Source organism: Psychrobacter fulvigenes (assembly GCF_904846155.1).
Classification (GTDB): Bacteria; Pseudomonadota; Gammaproteobacteria; order Pseudomonadales; family Moraxellaceae; genus Psychrobacter; species Psychrobacter fulvigenes.
In genome coordinates this window covers 2689258-2713082 of record NZ_CAJGZP010000001.1, presented here as the reverse complement: position 1 = coordinate 2713082, position 23825 = coordinate 2689258, and the positions used below count along the sequence as shown (strand labels likewise).

The 23825-nt window shown below is 44.1% G+C and carries 20 protein-coding genes and 1 tRNA gene; 17 read left to right on the top strand and 4 right to left on the bottom strand.

Annotation, left to right across the window (positions count from 1 at the left end; genetic code table 11):
• Nucleotides 1-71 precede the first annotated feature (71 nt).
• The gene (locus JMX03_RS11500; RefSeq protein ID WP_201596846.1) at nucleotides 72-1082 is read left to right on the top strand and encodes an adenosine deaminase; all 1011 of its coding nucleotides are present in this window, start codon (nucleotides 72-74) and stop codon (nucleotides 1080-1082) included.
• On the opposite strand, the gene JMX03_RS11495 is transcribed toward JMX03_RS11500, so the two are convergent.
• Nucleotides 1045-1869 (bottom strand): SIR2 family NAD-dependent protein deacylase, encoded by an 825-nt coding sequence (locus JMX03_RS11495; protein ID WP_201596845.1) that lies wholly within the window; start codon nucleotides 1867-1869, stop codon nucleotides 1045-1047. The genes JMX03_RS11500 and JMX03_RS11495 overlap by 38 nt on opposite strands.
• Nucleotides 1870-1904: 35 nt before the next feature.
• Between JMX03_RS11495 and JMX03_RS11490 the strand changes: the two genes are divergently transcribed.
• Nucleotides 1905-2273: a hypothetical protein gene (locus tag JMX03_RS11490; protein WP_201596844.1), complete on the top strand. Its 369-nt coding sequence runs from the start codon at nucleotides 1905-1907 to the stop codon at nucleotides 2271-2273.
• A 1075-nt stretch (nucleotides 2274-3348) separates the two neighbouring features.
• On the opposite strand, the gene JMX03_RS11485 is transcribed toward JMX03_RS11490, so the two are convergent.
• Nucleotides 3349-3425: transfer RNA gene (locus JMX03_RS11485), tRNA-Arg, on the bottom strand.
• A gap of 372 nt (nucleotides 3426-3797) precedes the next feature.
• Here JMX03_RS11485 and JMX03_RS11480 point away from each other — a divergent pair.
• From JMX03_RS11480 to queF, 4 genes are all read left to right on the top strand, one after another.
• Nucleotides 3798-4454 carry a c-type cytochrome gene (locus JMX03_RS11480; protein WP_201596843.1) on the top strand — a complete coding sequence of 219 codons (657 nt, stop codon included), beginning with the start codon at nucleotides 3798-3800 and terminating at the stop codon, nucleotides 4452-4454.
• Between the two features lie 269 nt (nucleotides 4455-4723).
• Nucleotides 4724-5686, top strand: coding sequence for an ABC transporter ATP-binding protein (locus JMX03_RS11475; protein WP_201596842.1), 963 nt, complete (start codon nucleotides 4724-4726; stop codon nucleotides 5684-5686).
• Nucleotides 5687-5718: 32 nt separating this feature from the next.
• Nucleotides 5719-6492, top strand: a complete 774-nt coding sequence (locus tag JMX03_RS11470; protein WP_201577055.1) for an ABC transporter permease — start codon at nucleotides 5719-5721, stop codon at nucleotides 6490-6492.
• Between the two features lie 102 nt (nucleotides 6493-6594).
• A complete protein-coding gene (gene queF / locus JMX03_RS11465; protein WP_201596840.1) occupies nucleotides 6595-7464 on the top strand; it encodes an NADPH-dependent 7-cyano-7-deazaguanine reductase QueF in 870 nt (289 codons plus the stop codon).
• 111 nt (nucleotides 7465-7575) lie between these two features.
• On the opposite strand, the gene JMX03_RS11460 is transcribed toward queF, so the two are convergent.
• Nucleotides 7576-9294: a proline--tRNA ligase gene (locus JMX03_RS11460; RefSeq protein ID WP_201596838.1), complete on the bottom strand. Its 1719-nt coding sequence runs from the start codon at nucleotides 9292-9294 to the stop codon at nucleotides 7576-7578.
• Between the two features lie 549 nt (nucleotides 9295-9843).
• Between JMX03_RS11460 and JMX03_RS11455 the strand changes: the two genes are divergently transcribed.
• The 4 genes from JMX03_RS11455 (at nucleotide 9844) to JMX03_RS11440 (ending at nucleotide 13763) form a co-directional block, all read left to right on the top strand.
• The gene (locus JMX03_RS11455; RefSeq protein WP_201596836.1) at nucleotides 9844-10614 is read left to right on the top strand and encodes a DUF4230 domain-containing protein; all 771 of its coding nucleotides are present in this window, start codon (nucleotides 9844-9846) and stop codon (nucleotides 10612-10614) included.
• Between the two features lie 524 nt (nucleotides 10615-11138).
• Nucleotides 11139-12563 (top strand): hypothetical protein, encoded by a 1425-nt coding sequence (locus JMX03_RS11450; protein ID WP_201596834.1) that lies wholly within the window; start codon nucleotides 11139-11141, stop codon nucleotides 12561-12563.
• A gap of 129 nt (nucleotides 12564-12692) precedes the next feature.
• Nucleotides 12693-13223, top strand: coding sequence for a GTP-binding protein (locus tag JMX03_RS11445; RefSeq protein WP_201598083.1), 531 nt, complete (start codon nucleotides 12693-12695; stop codon nucleotides 13221-13223).
• Between the two features lie 99 nt (nucleotides 13224-13322).
• On the top strand, nucleotides 13323-13763 hold the full coding sequence (locus tag JMX03_RS11440; protein WP_201596832.1) for a roadblock/LC7 domain-containing protein: 441 nt from the start codon (nucleotides 13323-13325) through the stop codon (nucleotides 13761-13763).
• 103 nt (nucleotides 13764-13866) lie between these two features.
• Here JMX03_RS11440 and JMX03_RS11435 read toward each other — a convergent pair whose 3' ends face one another.
• On the bottom strand, nucleotides 13867-15498 hold the full coding sequence (locus JMX03_RS11435) for a cryptochrome/photolyase family protein (RefSeq protein WP_201596830.1): 1632 nt from the start codon (nucleotides 15496-15498) through the stop codon (nucleotides 13867-13869).
• A gap of 203 nt (nucleotides 15499-15701) precedes the next feature.
• On the opposite strand from JMX03_RS11435, the gene JMX03_RS11430 reads away from it, so the two are divergent.
• From JMX03_RS11430 to JMX03_RS11400, 7 genes are all read left to right on the top strand, one after another.
• The gene (locus JMX03_RS11430; protein WP_201596828.1) at nucleotides 15702-16373 is read left to right on the top strand and encodes a phosphoribosylanthranilate isomerase; all 672 of its coding nucleotides are present in this window, start codon (nucleotides 15702-15704) and stop codon (nucleotides 16371-16373) included.
• A 136-nt stretch (nucleotides 16374-16509) separates the two neighbouring features.
• Nucleotides 16510-17784 carry a tryptophan synthase subunit beta gene (gene trpB / locus JMX03_RS11425; RefSeq protein ID WP_227695650.1) on the top strand — a complete coding sequence of 425 codons (1275 nt, stop codon included), beginning with the start codon at nucleotides 16510-16512 and terminating at the stop codon, nucleotides 17782-17784.
• Between the two features lie 116 nt (nucleotides 17785-17900).
• Nucleotides 17901-18725 (top strand): tryptophan synthase subunit alpha, encoded by an 825-nt coding sequence (trpA, locus tag JMX03_RS11420; RefSeq protein WP_201596826.1) that lies wholly within the window; start codon nucleotides 17901-17903, stop codon nucleotides 18723-18725.
• Between the two features lie 282 nt (nucleotides 18726-19007).
• Complete coding sequence (accD, locus tag JMX03_RS11415) at nucleotides 19008-19955, top strand: acetyl-CoA carboxylase, carboxyltransferase subunit beta (protein ID WP_201596824.1); 948 nt, start codon at nucleotides 19008-19010, stop codon at nucleotides 19953-19955.
• Nucleotides 19956-20162: 207 nt separating this feature from the next.
• Nucleotides 20163-21545, top strand: a complete 1383-nt coding sequence (folC, locus tag JMX03_RS11410; protein ID WP_201596822.1) for a bifunctional tetrahydrofolate synthase/dihydrofolate synthase — start codon at nucleotides 20163-20165, stop codon at nucleotides 21543-21545.
• A gap of 204 nt (nucleotides 21546-21749) precedes the next feature.
• Entirely contained in the window at nucleotides 21750-22985 is a 1236-nt protein-coding gene (locus JMX03_RS11405) for an SPOR and LysM peptidoglycan-binding domain-containing protein (protein WP_201596820.1), read from the top strand.
• Nucleotides 22986-23284: 299 nt separating this feature from the next.
• A complete protein-coding gene (locus JMX03_RS11400) occupies nucleotides 23285-23818 on the top strand; it encodes a DUF2726 domain-containing protein (protein WP_201596818.1) in 534 nt (177 codons plus the stop codon).
• The last annotated feature ends 7 nt before the right edge of the window (nucleotides 23819-23825 follow it).

Below are 23825 nucleotides of genomic sequence, written 5' to 3'. Positions count from 1 at the left end.
AACCTTTAAAACAGCTTCTAAAACGATTTTTAGAAGCTGTTTTAGATGACACATATATTAACGGGAATATGATGATTGATTTGATAAAAAAACTACCAAAAGCTGAGCTGCACTTACATATCGAAGGCTCATTAGAACCTGAGCTTATGTTCAGGTTGGCTAAGAAAAACAATATAGAGATTCCCTACAAAGACATCGAAGACGTACGTAACGCCTATAACTTTACCAATCTACAGACCTTTTTAGACATCTATTATGCTGGTGCCAATGTGCTCATCACCAAAGATGACTTTTATGATTTGACGTGGGAGTACGTTCTGAAGTGCGTGGAAGACAACGTCATTCATACGGAAATATTCTTTGATCCACAGACGCATACTGCAAGAGGTATTGCTTTTGAAACAGTGATAACAGGAATAAAAGAGGCTTTGGTTGATGCCAAAGAGCAATACGGCATCACCTCTTGTATCATCATGTGCTTTTTGAGACATTTATCACAACAGGATGCTTTTGAGACGTTAGAACAAGCTTTGGCATTTAAGGAAGATATCATGGGCGTCGGCCTTGATTCTTCAGAGCTGGGCAACCCGCCATCCAAATTCACAGAAGTATTCAAAAAAGCAAAAGATGAAGGCTTTAAATTGGTGGCTCATGCAGGTGAAGAGGCGGACTTTTCGTATATTTATGAAGCGCTAGATTTATTGGATATCAATAGAATAGATCATGGAGTGCAATCTATCCATAGCGCAGCGCTTATGCAAAGACTAAAAGAAGAGCAAATACCACTCACCGTCTGCCCCAACTCAAATATTGAGCTTAAGGTTTTTGATACCTATAGTGAGCATAATATAAAAGAGCTTTTGGACTTCGGCTTAAATATCAGTGTTCATTCAGATGACCCTGCTTATTTCAAAGGCTATATCAATCAGAACTTTATTAATTTATATGAAAACCTACCCTTATCGGAAGACGACATCATCACTTTGGTTAAAAACTCTTTTAGATCATCATTTATAGACGATGACCTAAAAGAAGCGTACCTAGCTAAAGTTGATCTTGCGCTTGAGACGATAGCGCAGTGATTTGCTGCATTAATAATGGCATGACCACTCCAGCGTTTGCAGCTAATGTAATATCAACGATGGTGTTAGGTGTTGGATCAGGGTTTATCTCGATAAGTTTTGCACCATTTTGTTTTGCCAAATGTGCTAGACCTGCAGCAGGATAGACCAAGCTTGATGTGCCTATACTGATAAACACCTCACAGTTGGCGGCGGCATCTTCTGCTGTCTGCCATGCTTGCTCGGGCAAAGACTCACCAAACCAAACAATATCAGGTCTGATATAACCACTACAGTGCTGACAGTTTATTAATTCATCATCGAAGTTGAGAGCGGCTTTGCTACTGTCTGCAGCTTTTGTTTCATTCTCGAAAGCCGTACCACAGTCATGACAGCGGTTGCGCCACAGGTGACCATGCAGGTGCGTAACGCGACTACCAGCCTGTTCATGTAAGTCATCGACGTTTTGCGTGACTAAAGTGACGTTCTGCTTGTTTTTATCCGCGGCTTGTTGCCACTCGGCTAGAGCGAGGTGGGCTGGGTTGGGTTTTTTCTCATGCACTAGCTGTCTACGCCACTGATACCATGACCAGACCAGCTTTGGGTCACGCTCGAAGGCAGTCGGTGTGGCCAAATCTTCAGCGCGATACTGCTGCCAGAGACCAGTCTGTTTGTCGCGAAAAGTAGGAATACCGCTTTCAGCTGATATACCGGCACCAGTCAAGATACAAATACGTGATTGAGTAGCCAGTAATTCAGCCGCAAGCTGCACTTCGGCTATTAACTTTGGTGACAATTCTGCTAACATGACATAACCCTTGCTAATAATGGAAATCTCTTCCTATGATAGACGGAATTTGGTGGCTTGTCATATTGTTGGCAGTAGTCGCGATACTGTGGATTGTGGCACATCTTCGCGGCAAAAAAGAAAGTAGCGCACATAATAATTACAAATCAACAAGTGCAAAATCGCTACCTAATGATGCTTTGCAAAAGACAGCAGCCCTACTCAAGCGGCACTTCCCTAGTTACAGTGTCACTCGTAGGGCAAATCATTTACTCATTGCAAAACTGGATAAGAAGATTGCGATGATTACCATTGATAAAAGTGTTGCAGTAGGGCAGCGACGTTTGGGGGAAGTGCCTATTATCAACTATCATCGGGTACCCAATCGTGCGCAGCTGGCCGCAAGCCTGCAATTTGCGGAATAAAGGGAGTAATATCAGAAAGGGTTTGAGTAAAGCGTAGAGTGGGCCGAGGGCTATTCTATGATGTTGAGAAGTATCTTAGCTTAAGGTCTTTTAGCGTCTTATTATGAGCCAAATAATGACGACAGTCCAAAACATAGATGCAACTGCCAATGCAGCCATATAAAAGATACTCATTACCTCTCCTGATCTTGGACTTGTCACATGACTGTTTAGGACTGGGAAGGTTAATAAACGTATGGCTTTGGCCTCATTGGCAGCATATGAGCTATTATGAAATTATCTTTTAAAAAGAACTTTTTAAATAATTTTTCATAAACTGCGAATGAGTATTAAGCGCAAAAATTAACGAGTTTAATTTAACGAAGCTTAGACGCTTTGTGTTATTAAAAGTGCTCAAAATGGTTTATCTTTTTACCTTGAACAGCCAAACGGTCATGAAAGCCCAAAAAGTGAATGCAATTGTCAATGCGGTGATATAGAAGACGTTCATGGTTTTCCCCTGTTATATATGATGTATAGTAAAAGTTTTACAGACTGTCAGACTTAAGTTCCCTATAAGTACATGACATGGCTAAAATAAATTTGTTGCCGCTTTGTGTCTTTATTTACTTAAGTAGTAGCAATTACTATGCCAACATCATAGATAAAAGGGGTAATACATAAATAAAGGGATAAATAATGCAAGTATTATCGCAGGTTTTTAGATAAACGGTCTTTATATCAGACTAAAGGTTACTACAGCGTATAGTATTTCCTTCTGTATTGTTAAGCAACTGTTTTCATAAAATAATTGACGATGGTTCTGTTACTTAAGCACGACAATAGGTGAGATAGTCAGAAACTGAACATCCACGAAGATGAAAAAAGATAATTGACAGTATCAAAAAGACGATATTTGGCAGTAGGACAATATTTGGCAGTATAGAAAAAGCAGAGAGACGAAAAAAGAGCGCTAAAGAGACAAATTATAGCACTTGAATAAAAGGTATGAGAGCAGGAAGGTTGGCGCGGGAAAGATTTAGACAGAAAGTAGACTATTAAACAGAGAGATACATAAGCAGAGAAGTACAATGATTGGTGCGCTCGGCGGGGATCGAACCCACGACCCTCGGTTTCGGAAACCGATACTCTATCCAACTGAGCTACGAGCGCATAAATTGAGTTAGCTGCTATTTTTGGTAAACACCTTTAGGCAGGAGCTATATTGAAGCAAGTGTCAGCAGCAGTTCAACGTGTCAAAATTGAGACCGCTTAGTCTAACAAATAAACATCAAAAAGCCAATGTTCAAAGCGAACTCATCGTATTTTTTAAGAAAAAACAAGATAGTCAGCAAACAGGCATGGCAATCTACCTGTCTTTTCCCTTATAATGTCAGGGAGAATATACATTTATAATCACCGATTACAGATGTGCTCACAAGTTAAGTGACGTTTACTATTGATAACCATAGGTTTTCAAAGGAGGATAGACGGCATGGCTAATTTGTGTCAGCCATTTGTATATGTAATAAGAGAACGTGACGAATGAGAAAAGTAGTTATGTTAACGGCAGCTGCCATTCTAGGAATCGCTAGTATCGCGGTGAGCCAAGCTGAAGATGCCGCAGACACACCTGTAGCCACCACTGAAGTCGTTGAGGCGCAAGAAGTCGTTGAAGACGCACCTGCTGAAGCGCTCGCTGACGAGACAGAAGTTGCTGCTGAGACCACAGATGATGCTGATGCCACTGAAGAAGCGTCTGCTGATGCAGAAGAAACTGAGACTGTGCAAGCCGCTGCTACTGAAGAAGTGCCTGTGCCACAAGATACCCCGCAAGTACAGAAGCTAATCGCATTATATCCAAATCTAATCGCCCGTATTCAGCCTGTTGGCCGTGTATGTATTGAAGGCGAGACTTGTGACGTAGCCACACGCGCTGCGAGTGTCTCAGCTGATGGTGGTCCACGCGATGGCGCTACTGTCTACAATGCTGTCTGTCAGACTTGCCACGGTGCCGGCCTACTTGGCGCTCCAGTATTCGGAGATGCTGGTGCATGGGGACCTCGTATCGCTAAGGGTACTGATACTCTTTATGATCACTCAATCAATGGTTTCAATGCGATGCCTGCGAAGGGTGGTGCTGACATCCCTGACGAAGAAGTCCAAAACGCTGTGGATTATATGATCAGCGAAGCAAGCTAACTGACATAGTGAGAGAAATCTATATTTGAGTTTCTCACTTTATAGCGCCATCAGTTAGCCTATCGTTTATTATGTAGCATGATAAGACGCCTATTTCATTTATTGAGGTAGGCGTTTTTTTTGATGATGAGTATTATCAATATGATACTTCTAATAGGATGCAGTTGAAATTCATCATTAGCAGCCTCATTTTATGAAATTACATCATCTTTTGTATTTATTCTAAACATTGCTGTTCACATAAATCTACAACAAATAAAGAGGTCTTCATGTCAGAGGTACCAGCGCTGGTTGTCAAAAACTTATCCAAAACTTATGACAATGGTTTTACCGCACTCAAGGGAGTTGACTTAATCGTCCCTCAAGGTGGGTTTTTTGCCTTGTTGGGGCCAAATGGTGCTGGTAAATCGACAATGATTGGTATTATTAGCTCACTATTTAAGCCGACGACTGGTAGTGTGCATATATTTGGTACTGACCTATTAGATAATCCTTCGATTGCTAAGCAGTATCTTGGCGTTGTGCCACAAGAGTTCAACTTTAACCAGTTTGAAAAAGTTGAGGATATCTTGATTACTCAAGCAGGCTATTTTGGGATTTCTGCGAAAGAGTCTAAACCGCGTGCTGAGCGCTTATTAAAAGCGTTGGGGCTGTGGGATAAGCGTAATAACATGTCGCGAGAGTTGTCAGGTGGTATGAAGCGGCGTTTGATGATTGCGCGTGCACTGATTCATAAGCCGAAGCTATTGATTCTAGATGAGCCGACCGCTGGCGTCGACATTGAGCTGCGCCGTTCTATGTGGGATTTCATGCAGCAAATTAATATTGAAGAAAATACCACGATCATTCTGACGACGCACTATTTAGAAGAGGCGGAGCAGCTTTGTAAGCGCATTGCTATTTTAGATCATGGTGAGATACGTATTAATACTGAAATGAAAGACTTGCTTGCACAGTTGTCTGTCGAGACTTTTGTGCTTGATGTCAGTAAGCCACTTGAGCGTTCAGTACAGCTAGTCGGAGTGACAGAGGTTGCACAGCCAGATGATATGACGCTGGAGGTGACACTAACAGAAGGTGAGTCACTGAACACTGTTTTCACACAGTTATCAGATCAAGGTATCGCGATTGCTAGTATGCGCAATAAGTCCAATCGTTTAGAAGAGCTGTTTATGCGTCTGGTAGACCAAAATATTCAAAATGAAGACAGTATGAAGGAGTCAGGGTTATGAGTCAGAAAATACAAGCAGACCCAAACGAAACCATGTCATGGTCTAAAAGATGGATTGCTTTTCAAACGATTTTGCTGAAAGAGATTCGCCGTATTCTGCGAATTTGGCCGCAGACATTATTGCCGCCAGTTATTACGATGACGCTCTATTTTGTCATCTTTGGCCGAATGATAGGTGATAGAGTGGGCGAGATGGGCGGAGTGCCTTATATGCAGTTTATCGTGCCTGGTCTCATCATGATGGCGGTGATTACCAACAGTTACTCTAACGTGGTATCGAGCTTCTTTAGTGCCAAGTTTACCTCTAGTATTGAGGAGCTGCTGGTATCCCCTGTCTCCAAACATGCCATATTAGCGGGTTATGTCAGTGGCGGTATCTTTCGTGGTCTGGTCATTGCACTAATCGTTTCGATAGTAGCGCTGTTTTTTACCGATCTTGGTATTGAGCATTTGTTTGTGACAGTTTTTACGGTACTGGGCACGTCGATTCTGTTTTCGCTTGGCGGCTTTATCAATGCGGTTTTTGCGCGCTCATTCGATGACATCTCAATCATTCCAAGTTTTGTGTTAACGCCTTTGACCTTCCTCGGTGGTGTGTTTTACTCGATGGAAGACTTGTCAACATTTTGGCAAAACGTATCGCTACTGAACCCCATTGTCTATATGGTGAATTCGTTCCGTTATGGCATTTTAGGCTACTCTGATGTCAATGTGTTTTATTCAATGGCGGCTATCTTTGCCTTTTGTGTGGTGTTTTATATCATTGCTTATCGATTGCTCGATGATGGGTCACGAATTCGTTTGTAATACTCGTTATTTAAGAAGATGAGCTGATCTGGTTAAACTGCCAGATTGGCTCATTTATGTTAAGCATGATCAGTTTCAATTGTTTAGTATTAGGAAGGGCCAATGAGTATTCACGGTATCTTAGGTCAGCAAACCAATGACTATCCCACAGAGTATAGTCCAGAAACACTATATCCTATTGCCCGCAGTATGGGACGCGCGGCGATTGGCTGGCAGGATGACAAGTTGGCCGTTGGCATAGACTGGTGGCAGGCTTTTGAGGTGTCATGGCTCAACTCTCAAGGCATATCGCAAGTAGCGATGGCACGCTTAAGTATTCCAGCCAGCTCACCGTCTATCATTGAGTCGAAGTCGCTAAAACTGTATTTAAATAGCCTTAACTTTACAGAGTTTGCAAGCTGGCAAGAAGTAGAAACGCTGATTGCTAAAGACCTATCTAAGTGCTTGCAAGCACAAGTACAAGTTGAATTATTTGCGTTAGAAGATAAGAATTCAAGACTACTGATTACCCAGCCAGACGGGGTTTGTATTGACAACGCACTCGCGGATAGTAGCGATAAAGTATTGTTAAGTGCGCATCCTGATGCGTCGCTGCTCAAAGGCTCTACAATAGCAGCAACCCATAGCGCTGATAGTAATTCAGGTCAGCCATATAGCTTTTATTGTAACTTACTGCGCAGTAACTGTCCGGTGACCAATCAACCTGATTGGGGCACTCTAGGCGTCTCTATCAGCAGCTCGCAAGTCATTGATAATGCCAGTATGCTGCGTTATATATTAAGCTTTCGTCAGCATAATGGCTTTCATGAGCAATGTGTAGAGCAGATATTTGCTGATCTATCCCAGTATTATCAGCCAAGTGCGCTTATGGTGCGTGCCTGGTATACGCGCCGTGGTGGTATCGATATCAACCCTTGTCGCGTTAGTGACTTAAGCTTGTTGCCGCAGCCGAGTCGACTGATTCGGCAGTAAGCCATAGGACTGATTTAACTCAGTTCGCTATCGTTTAGCTTATACAGCAAAAAGCGCCCACCTCATTCAATGAGATGGGCGCTTTTTATGACACAATCTTTACCAAGAAGACTATTTTCTACTGACTTTTGCAACGACCTCTTCACGGCTTAGCATCTGCTTTTCTGCTTCACGGCGATTGACGTATTCGTACTTGTCTTCAGCCAGGTTGCGATCAGAAACCACAATGCGATGCGGAATACCAATCAGCTCAAGATCAGCAAACTTAACGCCTGGACGTTCGTTACGGTCGTCAAGTAGCACATTGATGCCTTGAGACTTTAACTCTTCATACAACGCGGTAGCTGTCTGCATGACAGTATCTTCTTTCGATTTCATCGGTATGATGGCCACTTCAAAAGGTGCAATCGAATCATCAACGCTCGGTGTTTTTGGCCACATAATGCCGTTTTCATCGTTGTTTTGCTCGATGGCGGCCGCGATAATACGGCTAACGCCAATACCGTAGCAGCCCATCATCAAGGTGACTGGCTTGCCATCTTCACCTGAGACACTACAGCCCATCGCTTGTGAGTACTTATCACCCAACTGGAAGATATGACCGACTTCGATGCCGCGTTTTATTTTTAGAGTGCCTTTACCATCTGGAGAAGGGTCGCCCTCGATCACGTTACGTACATCAACAATGCGAGTAATGCTTGCATCACGTGCCCAGTTCATACCGATCGTGTGCTTATTGACCTTATTGGCACCGGTGACGAAATCTGATAAAGCTGCTGCGGAGCGATCGACAAAAACTGGCATATCTAAGTCAACACCAATATAGCCTTTATGTAGACCCGCGGCTTTTAGCTCTTCATCAGAGGCCATAGTCAGTGGCACGTTGGCTTCTTCTATTTTTTCTGCTTTGACATGATTGAGTTGATGGTCACCACGTAACACAATAGCGATGAGCTGCGGGGTATCATCTTCTTTATGACCATGTACAATCAGGGTTTTGACGGTGGTTGCTAGTGGCACATCTAGATGCTCAGCTACCATCTTACAGGTGGTCATCTCTTCTGTCAGCACGTCTTCACGCGCCATTTTAGGGGGCTGACGCTCAGCGGTGCTAACCGATTCTGCCAGCTCTACGTTGGCGGCATAATCAGAAGAGTCTGAGAAGGCAATATCGTCTTCACCACTACTGGTCAATACATGAAACTCATGGGAGGCAAAGCCACCGATGGATCCAGTATCTGCTTGCACGGCACGGAAGTCCAAACCTAAGCGAGTAAAAATGCGTGTATAAGCATCGTACATATCGTCATAGGTCTTAGCCAATGACGCTTGATCTACGTGGAAGGAGTAGGCGTCTTTCATGGTGAATTCGCGTGCACGCATCACCCCAAAACGCGGGCGAATCTCATCACGGAACTTACCTTGGATTTGGAAGAAAGTGATGGGTAGCTGCTTATAACTACGCAGTTCACCTTGCGCCAAATTGGTAATGACCTCTTCATGAGTCGGGCCCAAGACAAAGTCACGATCATGACGGTCTTTGAAACGTAATAGCTCAGGACCATAGTCATCAAAACGGCCGGTGGTTTGCCACAGCTCAGCGGGCTGGGTCATGGGCATCAGCACTTCTTGAGCACCGATATTTTGCATCTCTTCGCGAACGATACGCTCGACTTTTTGCAAGATGCGTAGCCCCATGGGCAACCAAACATATAATCCAGAAGCGATTTTGCGAATAAGGCCAGCACGTACCATCAGTTGGCTTGAGGCGATATCGGCATCACTTGGAGTTTCTTTTAGCGTAGCGAACAAGAATTGACTGGCTTTCATAAATAAAGCGGAACCTTATCAACGATAAAATAAATAATAAATAAGGCACTGAGCATATAGTAATTGCTACAAGACGGCCTTTATATATAACCTGATGACACTAGTGATTTGCTCGATGTAATGACTAGACTGGCTATTTAGAGTCTGTTTTCTGTTTAGAAACCAGCTCATAGTAGGCTAATAATCGTAAGCTAATATGAGATAGCCAATACAGGGTGACATTTTATCGACGCAATCTGACTATGTTAGGTAAAGTTTGCCTAAGACGCAATGGTTTTTTGTCTTTTGCAGCAGAACGACGCAGAAACTACAAAATAGTATGAAAAAAGCAACCATCTGACAGCTTTAACGTAGATAGATAATAAAAATCAGAGTGATTTTGAAAGGATGGCCATTCTCAAAAACAAGGGATAAAAAGTTGTGTAGTGGGTTGGTAGTTAATACTTGAAGTTAGGCATAAAAAGCGTCATCTATAGCATTATAAACCAGTGTCTTTCTCATTCGTAATGGCTTTATGAATGTAGTTGATAACAAATAAAGGTAGCGAATATGACAACTCCTGATAACCAGCCTCCTATTAATCCAGATGAAACCCTTAGTAAGCGTCCTAAGCCAAAACAGAAGCAGTCCATCGGGATGGCGACATGGATACTTCTAATCTTAAGTTTTACCGCATTGGCCTTTGCTGTTTATACCATTCAGACCCGTATTATTGATGAGCCCATTGAGACCATCACTCGCGAAGGAGTTGTCACTCAAATACAGCAACTAAACCGCTTGCAAACGGTTGCTTTTAACGTCGATACGGTGATTACCAGTCAACGTGAGGGGAGCTGGATGAAACTGTGGCAAGATGAGCAAAAAGGGCTGTTTATTGCCCGTGGTCGCGTGGAGGCTGGTATTGACCTAAGCGAGTTGTCACCCGATATGGTACAAGTGGTGCAAGCTGCTGATCAGCTTAATTCTAATGTAGCGGATGGGCAGGAGGTCAATGCCAATGTACCTGTTTCCGTTATGCCGCAAATTAATATTACCTTGCCGCCATCAGAGATATTTTCAGTCTATCTCGATGATATTGAGATTTATGATTGGCAAACGGGTGCTTTTGGCTTGATGCAAGTGGATCCAAAAATACTGGCACAAGCGCAGAGTATGGCCAAAGCAGAAGTCATCGAGCGCGCTTGCCGTGGTGATGTGATGAATATTGCGCTAAAGAATGCGCAAACTCAGCTGCAGCAGCTGTTTTCTTTGACGGGTGCAGTCGTGACGGTCACGACCCAAGGGGCTGGAGCGTGTCAGATACCATCCAAAACGGCGTAGCCAAAATGACAAAAGCCAATAGGTTAGTCTGATCTTCGCTACGCAGCACGGCTGAATATATAACAACTATTATAGCAAGTAACTTTTTCAAGTAACTTACTTTGAGCGCTTTTAGTCTACAGGCTAAAAGCGCTTTTTTGTAGAAATCTCTATAATTTAGAGGGAGGTGGTACGGATTTTGCATTATGCATTGAAAGAAAGAGCGAATAGGCATAGTTTTCAGCGCTAATCTACTCTACAATCCCTGAGCGCCAGTATCTTGGCTATCTAAAGCTATTTAGCGAGCAGTAAAGATAGAGAGTTGGCTCTGTCTATAAGATCAGCACTATATAAGATAAGTATTATGAAGGTCATGAGATATTATTTTATTTCAACAGACCTTAGTCTTAAAGAGTGCTTGGTTTAGTGGGATTACTCAGGAGTTGTTGCAAGGCGAAAAAGCAGAGCGATAGTGGCTTTGAAAATTTTAAAATTGCGGACTCAAAATAAAGTTGCTAGCAAATAGTGCGGTTTGGAGAGTTTATATGAGTAGTCTCGAACAAGGTACTCAAGAGAATCTAAAAAAAGTCCTACGTACAGCGATAGTAGGGGTAAGGCCTGCTGACCAAATTATGCTCAAGGGCTATCTGCGAGTTTTATTACGCTTAGATGTTGAGCTTGAATGGGTATCAGCGAAACACCCACAAGTTGACCTGTTTTTGATCAGCAATGATTTTCGTCATGCTGCTAATGCAAAAATCCTACAAGGTCAGCAGCATAAGCCTGTACTTTACACTAGCCGTACCGATACAGGAGAGGGCCAGTTAGTCGACGATAGGCTTGTCTTACCCTTAAAGTGCCTTAATGGACTCGAAAAATGGTTAACTAGTACCGTGCCTTTACTTGCTAAGGTGACAGAAGAAAGTGCGACCAGTCTTCAAAGTAATGAAACGCTAGCCAGCACTGCTCTTAACAACCAAACCCCGTCATCATCCAGTGACAGTATTTCTCGTGATCAAGCATCTAGTAATGAGATACTGCAGTCAAATGTGAATAATGGCATTAATAGCGCTTATCCCGATGTGACATATACTAAGGGCTCTAGCTTCTCTCCCGATAACTATGAGAGCATCATTGCCTTTATTAAGGCAGTGCATAAGCGTCCGCTAGGTATTTATCAGATCATCGTTAATAATCAAGCTATTGCCATTGCTGAGCCTAGTCGCGCGCGTGTTTGGTTAAAGCAGTCTGAGGAAGATCAGGTATTGCCTACCAGTTATGATTGGCGATTACAAAGCTATGAAGGTGAGTACCCAGCAGAAACAGCAGCGCAAGATCTAATGCAGTGGCTCTGGCGCTGTGCCTGGAGGCAGATAGATGTGTTATTGCCCTTAATTAATGATGACACACCTTATCGGTTGAGCTATTGGATAAAACCTATAAGTGCAACTAAATATAGCGCCAATGGCAAACGCAAAGTGGCAAATGAAGATCGACGTGAGCTGTTGCAAGTGATGAATGCATTAGAAAATACAGCTTGTGATGTCAATGACTTGACAAGGTTAGTAGCTATTTCGGTGAAAAACGTCAAAAAGATAATAGCTGGTCTATTGTTTTCAGGAAGTTTAAAAGCTGAAAGCTATGAGTATCTGGATACATTGGTTGGTCGCTCGTCGCGTATGACGCAGCAAAATAAGCCTATAGATACTGTGCACACTATAAATGACACAGTAGAGAGTGTAGCAATCATATCAGATAAGCCTATCGAGCCTACTGCGAGTAATACTAAGCAGACAGCGCTTGAAGCCTTGCTAGAGAGACGCGCTCGAGGAGAGGCGGTAGCGCCTACCACTTCAAGCCCTACTATCACTCCCGATATTGAGACAAATAAAGCTACTGTCGAAACGACTGCTGCCCAGCAAGAAAAGCGTGGGTTTTTAGCGCGACTACGCCAAAAGCTAGGTCTTTAGTTTTCTAGGTCTGTAGGGTAGAGACTTTGAAATCGTAAAGTACGAGTCAAAAGTGGTTGTTTTTGTAAATGGACTTTAACCTCTATATCATTAAATTTTTTAAATGCGCTGTTAAGCGCTAGGTAGTCAATTATTATGCAACGTCTAAAAATTGTTTTTAGTGGCCCAATGGGTGCGGGAAAAACTCAAGCAATCGCAAGCCTTTCTGATATACCAGTGGTCTCTACAGAAGTGCAAAATACAGATTTGGATGCACACACTAAGGCCTTGACCACTGTTGGGATGGATTATGGTGAGCTTACCTTTGATGATGCGACAGGTATTGGGTTATATGGTACACCTGGGCAGGAGCGTTTTGATTTTATTTGGCCGATTCTAGCGCAGGGCGCGCTTGGGGTGATTATTTTGATTGATCATTCAGCCGCTGACCCTGTTCAAGATATGGCAACCTATCTGGATAAGTTTGACAAGATATATCAAGGTCGGATTATCGTTGGGGTCAGTCAAATTGACAAAAAACCTGAGCGTGAGTTTGATATTTATCGTGAGTGGTTACGTGAAAACAACCGGATTATCCCCATTTTTCCTGTTGATATGCGTAAAAAGGATGATGTGCTTTTATTGGTTGAAACCATTATTACCGCGCTTGAGCAAGGTTAATAAGTAAAGTTGTAATGTGCTAATTTCTGGTTTTTATTTAAACTAAAAATTGCACTTAATATATAATACATTAAAACTCAGTGACAATGGAAACATATAATGAATGACAAACTGTTTCAGACGAATTCAAGTCGTCTTAAGCCTTCAGAGCTCTTTGTAGTGACATCAAAAGAGGTGCTCCATGATTTGGTGCATAGCACCAGTGGTATTGATGGGGTGTTACTTGCTTCAACAGATGGTTTTGAGGTCAGCTCTATTTTTCAAAAAGAATATGATGCAGGTAAGTTATCTGCCGTCGGCAGCTCGATTTTGGCGCTGGTTCAGGCATTAACCAATGAGGCACAGCTCACTGGTTGTCGTTCTGTGATCTTGGATGCGCAAGACGGTAAGATTATGATCAGTGCTGTCCCTAATAAAAACCAGCCGATGATTGTCATCGTCGTGACCAAGCAACAAGTACTATTAGGGCAGATCATGCACGGTATGAATAAAGCGATTAATCGGTTGGTGGCGCTAGATCAACAGAATAACGAAAAATAATAGCATGATTGTATGATGAGAGTTGATGATAAAAGGTCTAGGTGCTGATAGCTGATAGGTAATACTGATGATACGCAGCACCTAGATCAATAGATTTGAATTATTATTTTTTAAATTCTGCAATGGCCAGTTGCCGCGCTGCTTTGTGCTCGACCATCGGTACAGGGTAGTCAGTTTTGGCAAGTTTGCCACCCTTTGCTAGTGCTTTACGCATTTTGTCCTCGCTGTGCAGGATGCTAGCAGGAATGTCCTTTAGCTCAGGCAGCCAAGTCTTGATGAATACGGCCTCTGGGTCATGAGTTTTGCCTTGGCTAAAGGGATTCATAATACGGAAGTAAGGGGCAGCGTCCGTGCCTGTGGATGCGCTCCATTGCCAGCCACCGTTGTTAGACGCAAAATCACCGTCTATCAGCTGCAGCATAAAATAACGCTCGCCTAAGCGCCAATCAATCAGTAAATCCTTGGTCAAAAACATCGCCGTAACCATGCGTAGGCGATTATGCATAAAGCCTGTCGCATTGAGACAGCGCATCGCCGCATCGACTAACGGCACGCCCGTCATGCCAGTACACCATTTCTCAAAATCATCCTTGTCATAGGACCAATTAATCTTGGTGTCTGTTTCTTCCTTATAAGCCTTGTGGCGAATAAGTGCTGGCTTATCTACTAAGACATGACGATAAAAATCACGCCACGCCAGCTCGCTTATCCAGCGATTGATATCATCATTGTCGCCATCATTACCATGTAGCTTTTCTTGCGCTTTCGCTGCTTGTAGGTAGCAAAGTCTGGGGCTGATTGAGCCAATGGTAAGATAGGCTGAGAGCTGACTGGTTGCTTGTAGACTGGGCACATCGCGACTGACATCGTAGTGATCAATATCGTCAGCGATAAAATCCTCTAAACGCTGGCAAGCGGCATCTTCACCCGCAGGATACGCTGTCCGAGCGTAATCAAGCTGTGCACCCATATCGATATGTGCTAACAATCCAGTGTCTTGTAAGGTCTTTTGATAGTCGCTGACCGTGTCTTGAACCAGGTTTTCTATATCGTTGATAGTAGCAGCACTGGCTTTTGAGGCTTTTAGCTGGGCTTTGTTATTGCTTACCGCTGCTGCGTCATGCATTTGCAAAGCGCTGACATCTAAGGTATGCTGCCATTTTTTATAAAACGGGGTAAATACTTGATACATGCTGTCGCCATCATTGGTGGTGATGCTTTGCGGTGGCAAAATGCACTGGTCATGCCAGCGGACAAACTCGATATCGGCTTTTGCCAGTTGTTTGCTGAGTTGTTCATCACGGTCAATCTCATTGCCCTCGTACTCATGATTGGCTATGACAAGGCTGACATTATTCTCCTCACATAATGCGCTGAGCGCATCGACACAATCAGCAAAACTGGGGCAGACCTGTACACTCAAGGTAATATTCAACTGCGCTTGCAAATCCTTCGCCAGTATCGGCAAAGTACGAACGATGTGATCGACCTGTAGCAGTGAAGTATCATGCGCTTGCCACTGCTCTGGCGTGAGGAAGTATATAGCGCTGACTTGCGCATTATCTGCGTTCGCCCGTTCACAAAGTGCCGCCAATGCCGTATTATCATGTAGGCGCAAATCACGACGGAACCACATTAAGTAATGCGGCTGGCTTGTGCTACTATCGTTGTCTTGGTTATTGCTGTTATTATCTTGGCTATTATTACTGTCAGTTGTAGCTGTCTGTTTAGACATTCAGGAATCCCTATTTTTATCAATCGTAATCATAAACAAAACTATGAATAAAAGTATGCTAGGATAAGTTTTTGGATGCAATCGATTTGCCAATGGATTAACAAATCAGCATCATATCTAACGATTAGAGTTGAGCGCGAACTTGTCTATTGTCATCAAACTCTCAGTACAATACTAAATATTTAACCTTTTAAGGTCACCTAATGCACGTTAAGTTTTGCGGCTTTACCCGGCTTAGTGATGTCAATACAGCTGCCCAGCTGGGTGTCGATGCGGTTGGTTTGGTGTTTTATCCGCCAAGTCCACGTGCTGTGACGCTAGTACAGGCACAGACATTAAGTGCGGCCTTGCCTGCTTTTGTCAGTGTCGTGGCGTTAGTGGTCAATATGCCTGAAGATGAGCTGATCGAACTGGCAAATAACGTCGCTTTTGATATCATTCAATTCCACGGTGATGAAACGCCTGAGCAGTGCCAGCAGCTGGCAAGCGTGGTCAATAAACGCTGGATGAAAGCGTTACGTATCAATGCTGAGCAAGATACAGTAGAGAGCGTGCATGCATGTATAGATAGCTTTGCCGCAGCAGGGGCGAGTAGTATTTTGCTCGATGCCTATCATCAGCATAAATATGGCGGTACGGGCGTGCGCTTTGACTGGAGCCTTATTCCTCATCACAGCTCTTTGCCGATTATCTTAGCGGGCGGACTGGATGCCGACAATGTCGCTGCCACGCTTGATTTACCTATTTATGGCGTCGATGTCAGCGGTGGCATTGAAATTGATAAAGGTAAAAAAGACGCTGATAAGATGCGTGCCTTTATGAAAGCCGTAAAGCGTGACCGATGGCAAAACGAGACGGTCACTGACGCTATCTAAGATCACTGTGATATTTATGCCATCTTTTCTTATTTGATCGTTATTCCGACTTCCTGATTGAGCCTTATTTTCATTAGCAAAATACTTATACCACCCATACTTATATTAAAAGATATTAATTATCGTAGGAATTATCATGAGTAATGTCACAAGCAAAGCACCCTCTGCGACTGTACAATCTATCAACACCTTTACCAACCCAACAGACGTGCAAGACTTTAACCAATATCCCGATGCGCGCGGACATTTTGGTGTCCATGGCGGCCGTTTTGTCTCTGAAACGCTGATGGCCGCCTTAGAAGAGCTGGAGACGCTATATACCAAAGTAAAAGCCGATCCTGCATTTTGGGAAGAGTATCACAATGATTTGGTCAATTATGTTGGTCGTCCAACCCCGCTATACCATGCCAAGCGTTTGAGTGATGAGATAGGCGGCGCGCAGATTTACTTTAAACGTGAAGACTTAAACCACACTGGCGCGCACAAAGTTAACAACACCATCGGACAGGCACTGCTTGCCAAGATGTGTGGTAAAAAACGCATCATCGCTGAGACCGGCGCAGGGCAACATGGCGTGGCGACGGCAACGATTGCCGCACGCCTAGGTCTAGAATGCATTATTTATATGGGTGCGGATGATGTCGAGCGCCAAAAGATGAACGTTTACCGTATGCGCCTACTTGGTGCAACGGTAGTTGCTGTCACCTCAGGCTCACGCACGCTAAAAGATGCAATGAATGAAGCCATGCGTGATTGGGTGACCAATGTGGACAGCACTTATTACATCATCGGTACGGTTGCAGGCCCGCATCCTTATCCGTTACTGGTACGTGACTTCCAAGCGATCATTGGCAAGGAAGCACGTATCCAACATTTAGAAAAAACGGGCAAGCTGCCTGATGCTCTGGTTGCTTGTGTTGGCGGTGGCTCGAACGCTATTGGTCTGTTTTTTGATTTCCTCAATGATACAGAAGTCAAAATGTATGGTGTGGAAGCGACAGGTGACGGTATTGAGTCAGGTCGTCATTCGGCGCCATTGGCCGCTGGTCGTATCGGCGTCCTACACGGTAATCGTACCTACCTGATGGCGGACGATGAAGGCCAAATTCAAGAGACGCACTCTATCTCAGCGGGACTTGATTATCCTGGTGCCGGTCCTGAGCACAGTTTCTTAAAAGATATGAAGCGTGTTGAGTATGTTGGTTGTACCGATAAAGAGTCGTTGGAAGCCTTCCATGAAGCCACGCGCAAAGAAGGTATTATCCCTGCATTAGAGTCTGCTCACGCGGTTGCCTACGCGCTTAAGCTTGCGAAGACCATGACCCCTGAGCAAAGCATTATCGTCAATATGTCAGGTCGCGGTGATAAGGATCTGCATTCAGTGATGAAGGCGGAAGGGATTGAGTTGTAATAGCCCCTATTTTTACATGCTATTAACCTGTATTTATAATACAAATTGATTAGTCTTTGATTATGCATTCAGCAGAAGACTAATCAAACCAGTTTACATTAATATTAGAGGCCACTATGACCCGAATTGAAAGCACATTTGAAACCTTGAAAGCCCAAAATAAAAAAGCCCTGATTCCTTATGTGATGGCAGGCGATCCAACCCCTGATAACTTTGTCGGCCTGCTACATGACTTAGTCAAACACGGCGCAGATATGATTGAAGTGGGTTTGCCATTCTCTGATCCCATGGCAGATGGTCCAACCGTTGCATTGGCTGGCGAGCGTGCATTAGCCGCAGGTACCAGTACGCGTGATGCGCTAAATATGGTTGCAGAGTTCCGCAAGCAAGATACGCAAACGCCAATTATTCTAATGGGTTACCTCAATCCTGTTGAAATCATCGGTTATGATAACTTTGTCGCTTTATGTGAGCAGTCAGGCGTTGATGGCATATTGATGGTTGATTTGCCGCCAGCAGAGGCAGGTAGCTTTACTCAGCATTTAACTGAGCATGCGATGAACGAGATTTTCTTATTGTCACCGACCACTTTGCCTGAACGCCGTGAGCAAGTATTGACGCATTGTGGTGGCTTTATCTATTACGTGTCACTCAAAGGGGTGACAGGCTCGGCAACGCTCAATACTGATGATGTCGCGACCCATGTGCAAGCCATCAAAGCAGAGACAGACTTGCCAGTATGTGTGGGCTTTGGTATTCGTGATGCAGCATCAGCCAAAGCGATTGGTCAGCATGCGGACGGTATTATTGTGGGTAGTGCGTTGGTACAAAATTTTGCCGATATAGATGCCAAAGATGTCGCTGCGGTCGCGACCGCTCAGAAAAAGATAATGGCTAAGATGGATGAGTTACGAGATGCACTCGATAGCTTGTGCGCTTAAGTTATAAAAGAAGCATGCTCTAATAACAATATTGTCAGTGACAAAGCCAAATGACTTTGCTAAATTTAGTTTACGTGTGTAAACTAATATCACGTATAAATTGTTACAATTACACGCTATAGCCTCTTCAGCAAATATAGAGCATATTTTGGATGGGTATACGTGCTTCATAACCGCTCATGTTATGACTGTATTTGACTCACAGTTTAAATAATAATTAGACTCTTAGGGACAAGTGTATGAGCAAACTTGCCGATAAGCCTTCGACAATGGCGAATAAATATGACTGATACGATAAAAAAACCCGATACTCCAAACGCTGGTGCCTCATGTGTTCTCAAAGAAAGTGCCGCTGATCCGACGCGTCATTCATGGTTTGAGCGCCCAGTACCAGGCATCAAGCAGCAATTGACGGCGCCGCTAACGGCGGTAGAGACTGAGCCATCAACCGAGTGTACGAGCTGTCACTCGATGATTACCAATACGGCGCTGATCTTTAACTGTTATATTTGCCCACATTGTGATCATCATATGCCAATGTCTGCGCGTGAGCGTTTACAATGGTTTTTGGATCAAGTAGATGGTGAGCTTGGGCAGGAATTTAGTGCCAAGGATCCGCTCAAGTTTGTCGATAGCAAGCCTTATCCAGATCGGATGCTTGAAGCACAAACCAAAACCAATGAAACAGAAGCCTTGCTCGTCATGTATGGCAAGCTGCGCAACCTTGATGTGGTCGCCTGTGCTTTTGACTTCCGCTTTATGGGTGGTTCAATGGGTTCAGTGGTTGGCGATCGCTTCGTGCAAGCAGCTGAAACAGCGCTAGAGAGAAAAATACCCTTGGTATGTTTTGCGGCATCTGGTGGTGCTCGTATGCAAGAAGGCTTGCTGTCGTTGATGCAGATGGCACGTACCGCAGCAGCAGTCGAGCGTTTGAGAATTGCTGGTGTACCTTATATTGTGGTGCTGACCAACCCTGTCTATGGCGGCGTGACAGCATCACTTGCTATGCTTGGTGATATTCATTTGGCAGAGCCAAAAGCGATGATTGGCTTCGCTGGTAAGCGCGTTATTGAGCAGACAGTACGGGAAACGCTACAAGAGCCATTCCAACGTGCCGAGTTTTTATTAGAGCATGGGGTAGTGGATGAAGTCGTCCATCGCCATCAGCTGGTAGATACGACCTATCGACTACTGGCCAAGCTGTGCGGTCAGCCAAACGTTGATGCCTAGTCAATAGTCCTTTCTGTCCTAATGGTTCACTCTAATAGCATTTATCGTCAATGGCGGTAAATGCTATTTTTAGTTTGGACTTTAACAATTTAATTTTGGTTTTTAGTAAGGGTGTTATACACTGCTTTTATTTACCTCTCTATTTGTTGAAAGCCGAGTCGTTAACACTATCCTTCTTTTAATTTGAGTTTTTTAATAGGTTTTTCTATGTCTGCATCGGCACCTTCTGATCTGGTTAATAATAATATTGCTAATAATAGTCCTCATAGTGAAGCCACCCTAACTGAATGGCTGGATTATATGCAGCAGATTCATGTCTCAGCGATAGATATGGGGCTGTCACGAGTACTGCCAGTCGCTGAATATTTGGGTGTGGTGCAGTCTGCTCAGGAAGATACCTATGTGTTTACCGTAGCAGGGACCAATGGCAAAGGCTCAACGACTGCTGTTATCAATGAGTTGTGCCAAGCAGCTGGCTACAAGACGGCGTTATATCAGTCACCGCATCTCAGTGTGTTTAATGAGCGCGTGCGTATTAATGGTGAGATGGTCAGTGATCAGACGCTGATAGATGCTTTTAATAAGGTGGAAGCGGCGCGACTAGAGTGTGAATTAACGTTATCGTTTTTTGAGATGACTACACTTGCTGCGTTATTGATATTTGCGGAAGCAGAGTGTGATGTTTGGGTGTTAGAGGTGGGGCTAGGTGGTCGCCTCGATGTAGTGAATATCATAGATCCAGATATGGCTGTCATCACTAATATTGGCATCGATCACGTAGATTGGTTGGGTGATAATGTTGAACAGATTGGTGCAGAAAAGGCCGGTATCTTACGTGACGGTATTACCCTAGTCTATGGGGCAGCTGATATGCCAGATAGCGTACAGCAGCTTATTAAGCATCATCAGGCGACTTGCTATCAGGTAGGACAGGATTTTAGTTATCGGGCACAGGACACGCAGACATGGCAGTATAGTAATGCCGCCATTACCTTGAGCTTGCCGCGCCCCGCGCTGTCACTTATGAATACCGCTAACGCCCTGTCTGCAGTGCTGGCAAGCCCACTGAAGATTGATACTGCCGCTATTGAGCAAGCACTAGGTACTGTAAAGCTAGCAGGTCGCTTTGATTATCGTGAGGTTGCCAAGCGCCATTGGCTATTTGATGTAGCACATAATGAGCAAGGGGTGGATTTTTTATTGGCACAATTACTGCCATTATGGCAAGCGCATAGCAAGCGTCAGCAGTCTAAATTGCCTGAATCGTCTGCACCTCAAGCGACTATCAAGATGCTGTTCTCTATGTTAGGTGATAAAGACATTGCGATGGTTATACAGCGTTTGATGGCTGCTGGTTTGCCGATTACAGACTGGTATATTGCAGAGATTGACCATCCACGAGCAGCAAGTGCTGAGCAGCTGCAAACGGCACTGGCTAAGCAGGTGACAGATATCTCTATACACACCCATCAAAATCTACAGCAGGCAACTTACGCTGTGATTAATGACAGCGCACCTCAAGACTTGATAGTCGTTTGTGGATCTTTTCATACGATTGGCGAGGCACTTGCAGCACTTGAAGTATCGTAGTACTTAATGAGGTTTATGAGTTATTAAATAATGTCTCAACATCATGTTAAGAAGTGTGCGGTAGCAGACAGCGCAAAAAATATGTTTTATAATCAAAGCACTTTCATAAAAATGAGATGACTTTTGCTATCTGATTTATAGTGGGCAGACTGTTGTAGTCGCGCCTAGCAATCAACCTTTTTACCAACTAAGAGACGTAAACGGATGAATTTTTCGAGACAAGCCTTATTGGGCATCGGGATGATTATAGGTGGTAGCGTGATGCTATACGCTATGGTACAGCAAATTGGTTCTGGTGATGGCCAAACGGCAGCGCCTGCCATCGTCGATCAAACCTCTACTCAGCAAGCAGTAAGCGCACCATTGACCACAGATATTGATACAGAAAAACGTATATTGGCGCAAAAACAAAAAGAGCGTGCAGCGCGTGTTGCTGAGCAAGAGAAGCGGGCACAGGAGTTTTTGGCAGAGCAAGAAAGCGCTGAAGCGCAAGCATTGGCCAAAGCTCGGGCGGAGAATCAGCAATATAGAGCAAATATGACATCTACAGGCGGCGATGAAGACAGTCCAGAAGCCGCACAGAATGCTATTGCCACGCCAGCAGTCCAACCACGAACAGATACTGAGGTGACTGCTACCAATGTCGCCGATAGCAATAGCGCTGCCCAAGCTGAGAAAAAAGCACAGGAAGCTGCTGCACAAGCGCAAGCAAAAAAACAGCCTGAAGCTGAGGCCAAAAAGCTAGCAGAGGCTAAGAAACAAGAAGAAGCCAAAAAACAAGCTGAGGCAGACGCTAAGAAAAAAGCCGAAGCTCAGAAAAAGGCAGAAGAGCAGGCCGCAGCCGAACAGAAAAAACAGGCTGAAGTAAAAGCAGCAGCTGAAGCTGCAAAAAGCGCTCCACCGACAGCACCGATCGACTATGATGTTAAGCGCGGTGATGGTTTGTTAAGGTTAGCACGCCAGTACAACGTACCAGTTGCAGCGTTAGCACAAGCCAATGATTTATCACCTTCAGCCTCCCTACAGTTAGGTCAAACTCTGACCATTCCTTCACGTAAGCAAGTTGAGCGTTTAGAGCGTGAAGCGGCGGCAGCCGAGGAAAAAAGGAAAAAGGAAGCGGAGCAGGCGAAAAAGTCAGCTGAAGCAAAACGAGAAGCGCAGCAAAAGCTACGTGAAGCACGTCAAGAAGTAAAGCAAACGGATGCCAAAGGCGACTTTGGTGTACAAGTTGCCTTAGCAGGCAATCAGGCGTCTGCTGACGAGGTGGCGAAGAAGTTTAAGTCAGCGGGCTATCAAGTCAAAACCAGTGCTACCAGTCGCGGCGTACGTGTCATCGTTGGCCCTGAGCGCGGTAAGGTTGCTGCGTTAGCCCTGAAGGATAAGATCAATACTGACCCTAAAGTGAATACCACTGGCGCTTGGGTACTATACTGGCGTTGATATGCTCACTTGAATCATGACTAATACCCAAAAGTAACTTATAAGCCTTTAAGAAGTAGTCTCTAAAAATTATACGCTCTCTGACTTTAAATCAGTTAATTTTCAAAACACGACATATATTGTCGTGTTTTGTGGTTTATGAGTTGTAGATAGCCATCAGCTCGGATAGTATGAGGTCGATTTACTATTCCTTTATTTTTTCCCTGTATCACGTGCTAGCCATCAATGGTTGTCACGCTGTGATTGACGGTATAGAGACTTTAAATACCGTCATCCTAAATATCGTATAAGGTAAAGCTATGTCGTTTGGCGTTGTTTTTTTGGTATTAGCCGTCGGTTTTTTAGGGCTAATTACATTACCAAAGTTATTGGCAGTATCTGGTAGGAGTACCGAGCCTGACCCGCAGCCAGTGCGTGGTGATGATTTGGCTATCTGGCCTTTTGAGCCGATGCCCATCATGACAGATACGGAAGTCATATTTTTTCACAAGCTCAAAAATGCGCTACCAGAATATCATATATTTGTCCAAGTTCAGCTCTCACGCGTTATCCAAAGCAATAGCGACGAGGCTTCTGAGCGTAGCTTTTGGTTCAACCGTATTTGCCGTCAAAGTGTCGATTATGTGATCGTCGATAATGATGCACAGACAACCTTAGTCGCTATTGAGCTTGATGATTGGACTCACAGTAGTAAAACTCGCCAAAAAGCCGATGATAAAAAAGACAAAGCACTCGCCAGTGCTGGCATACCTATTGTGCGGTTTCATGCCGAGCGCTTACCCAGTGCTGATATGCTCAGATATGAGCTGATGCAAGTGATAGAAACTTACTAGATAAATT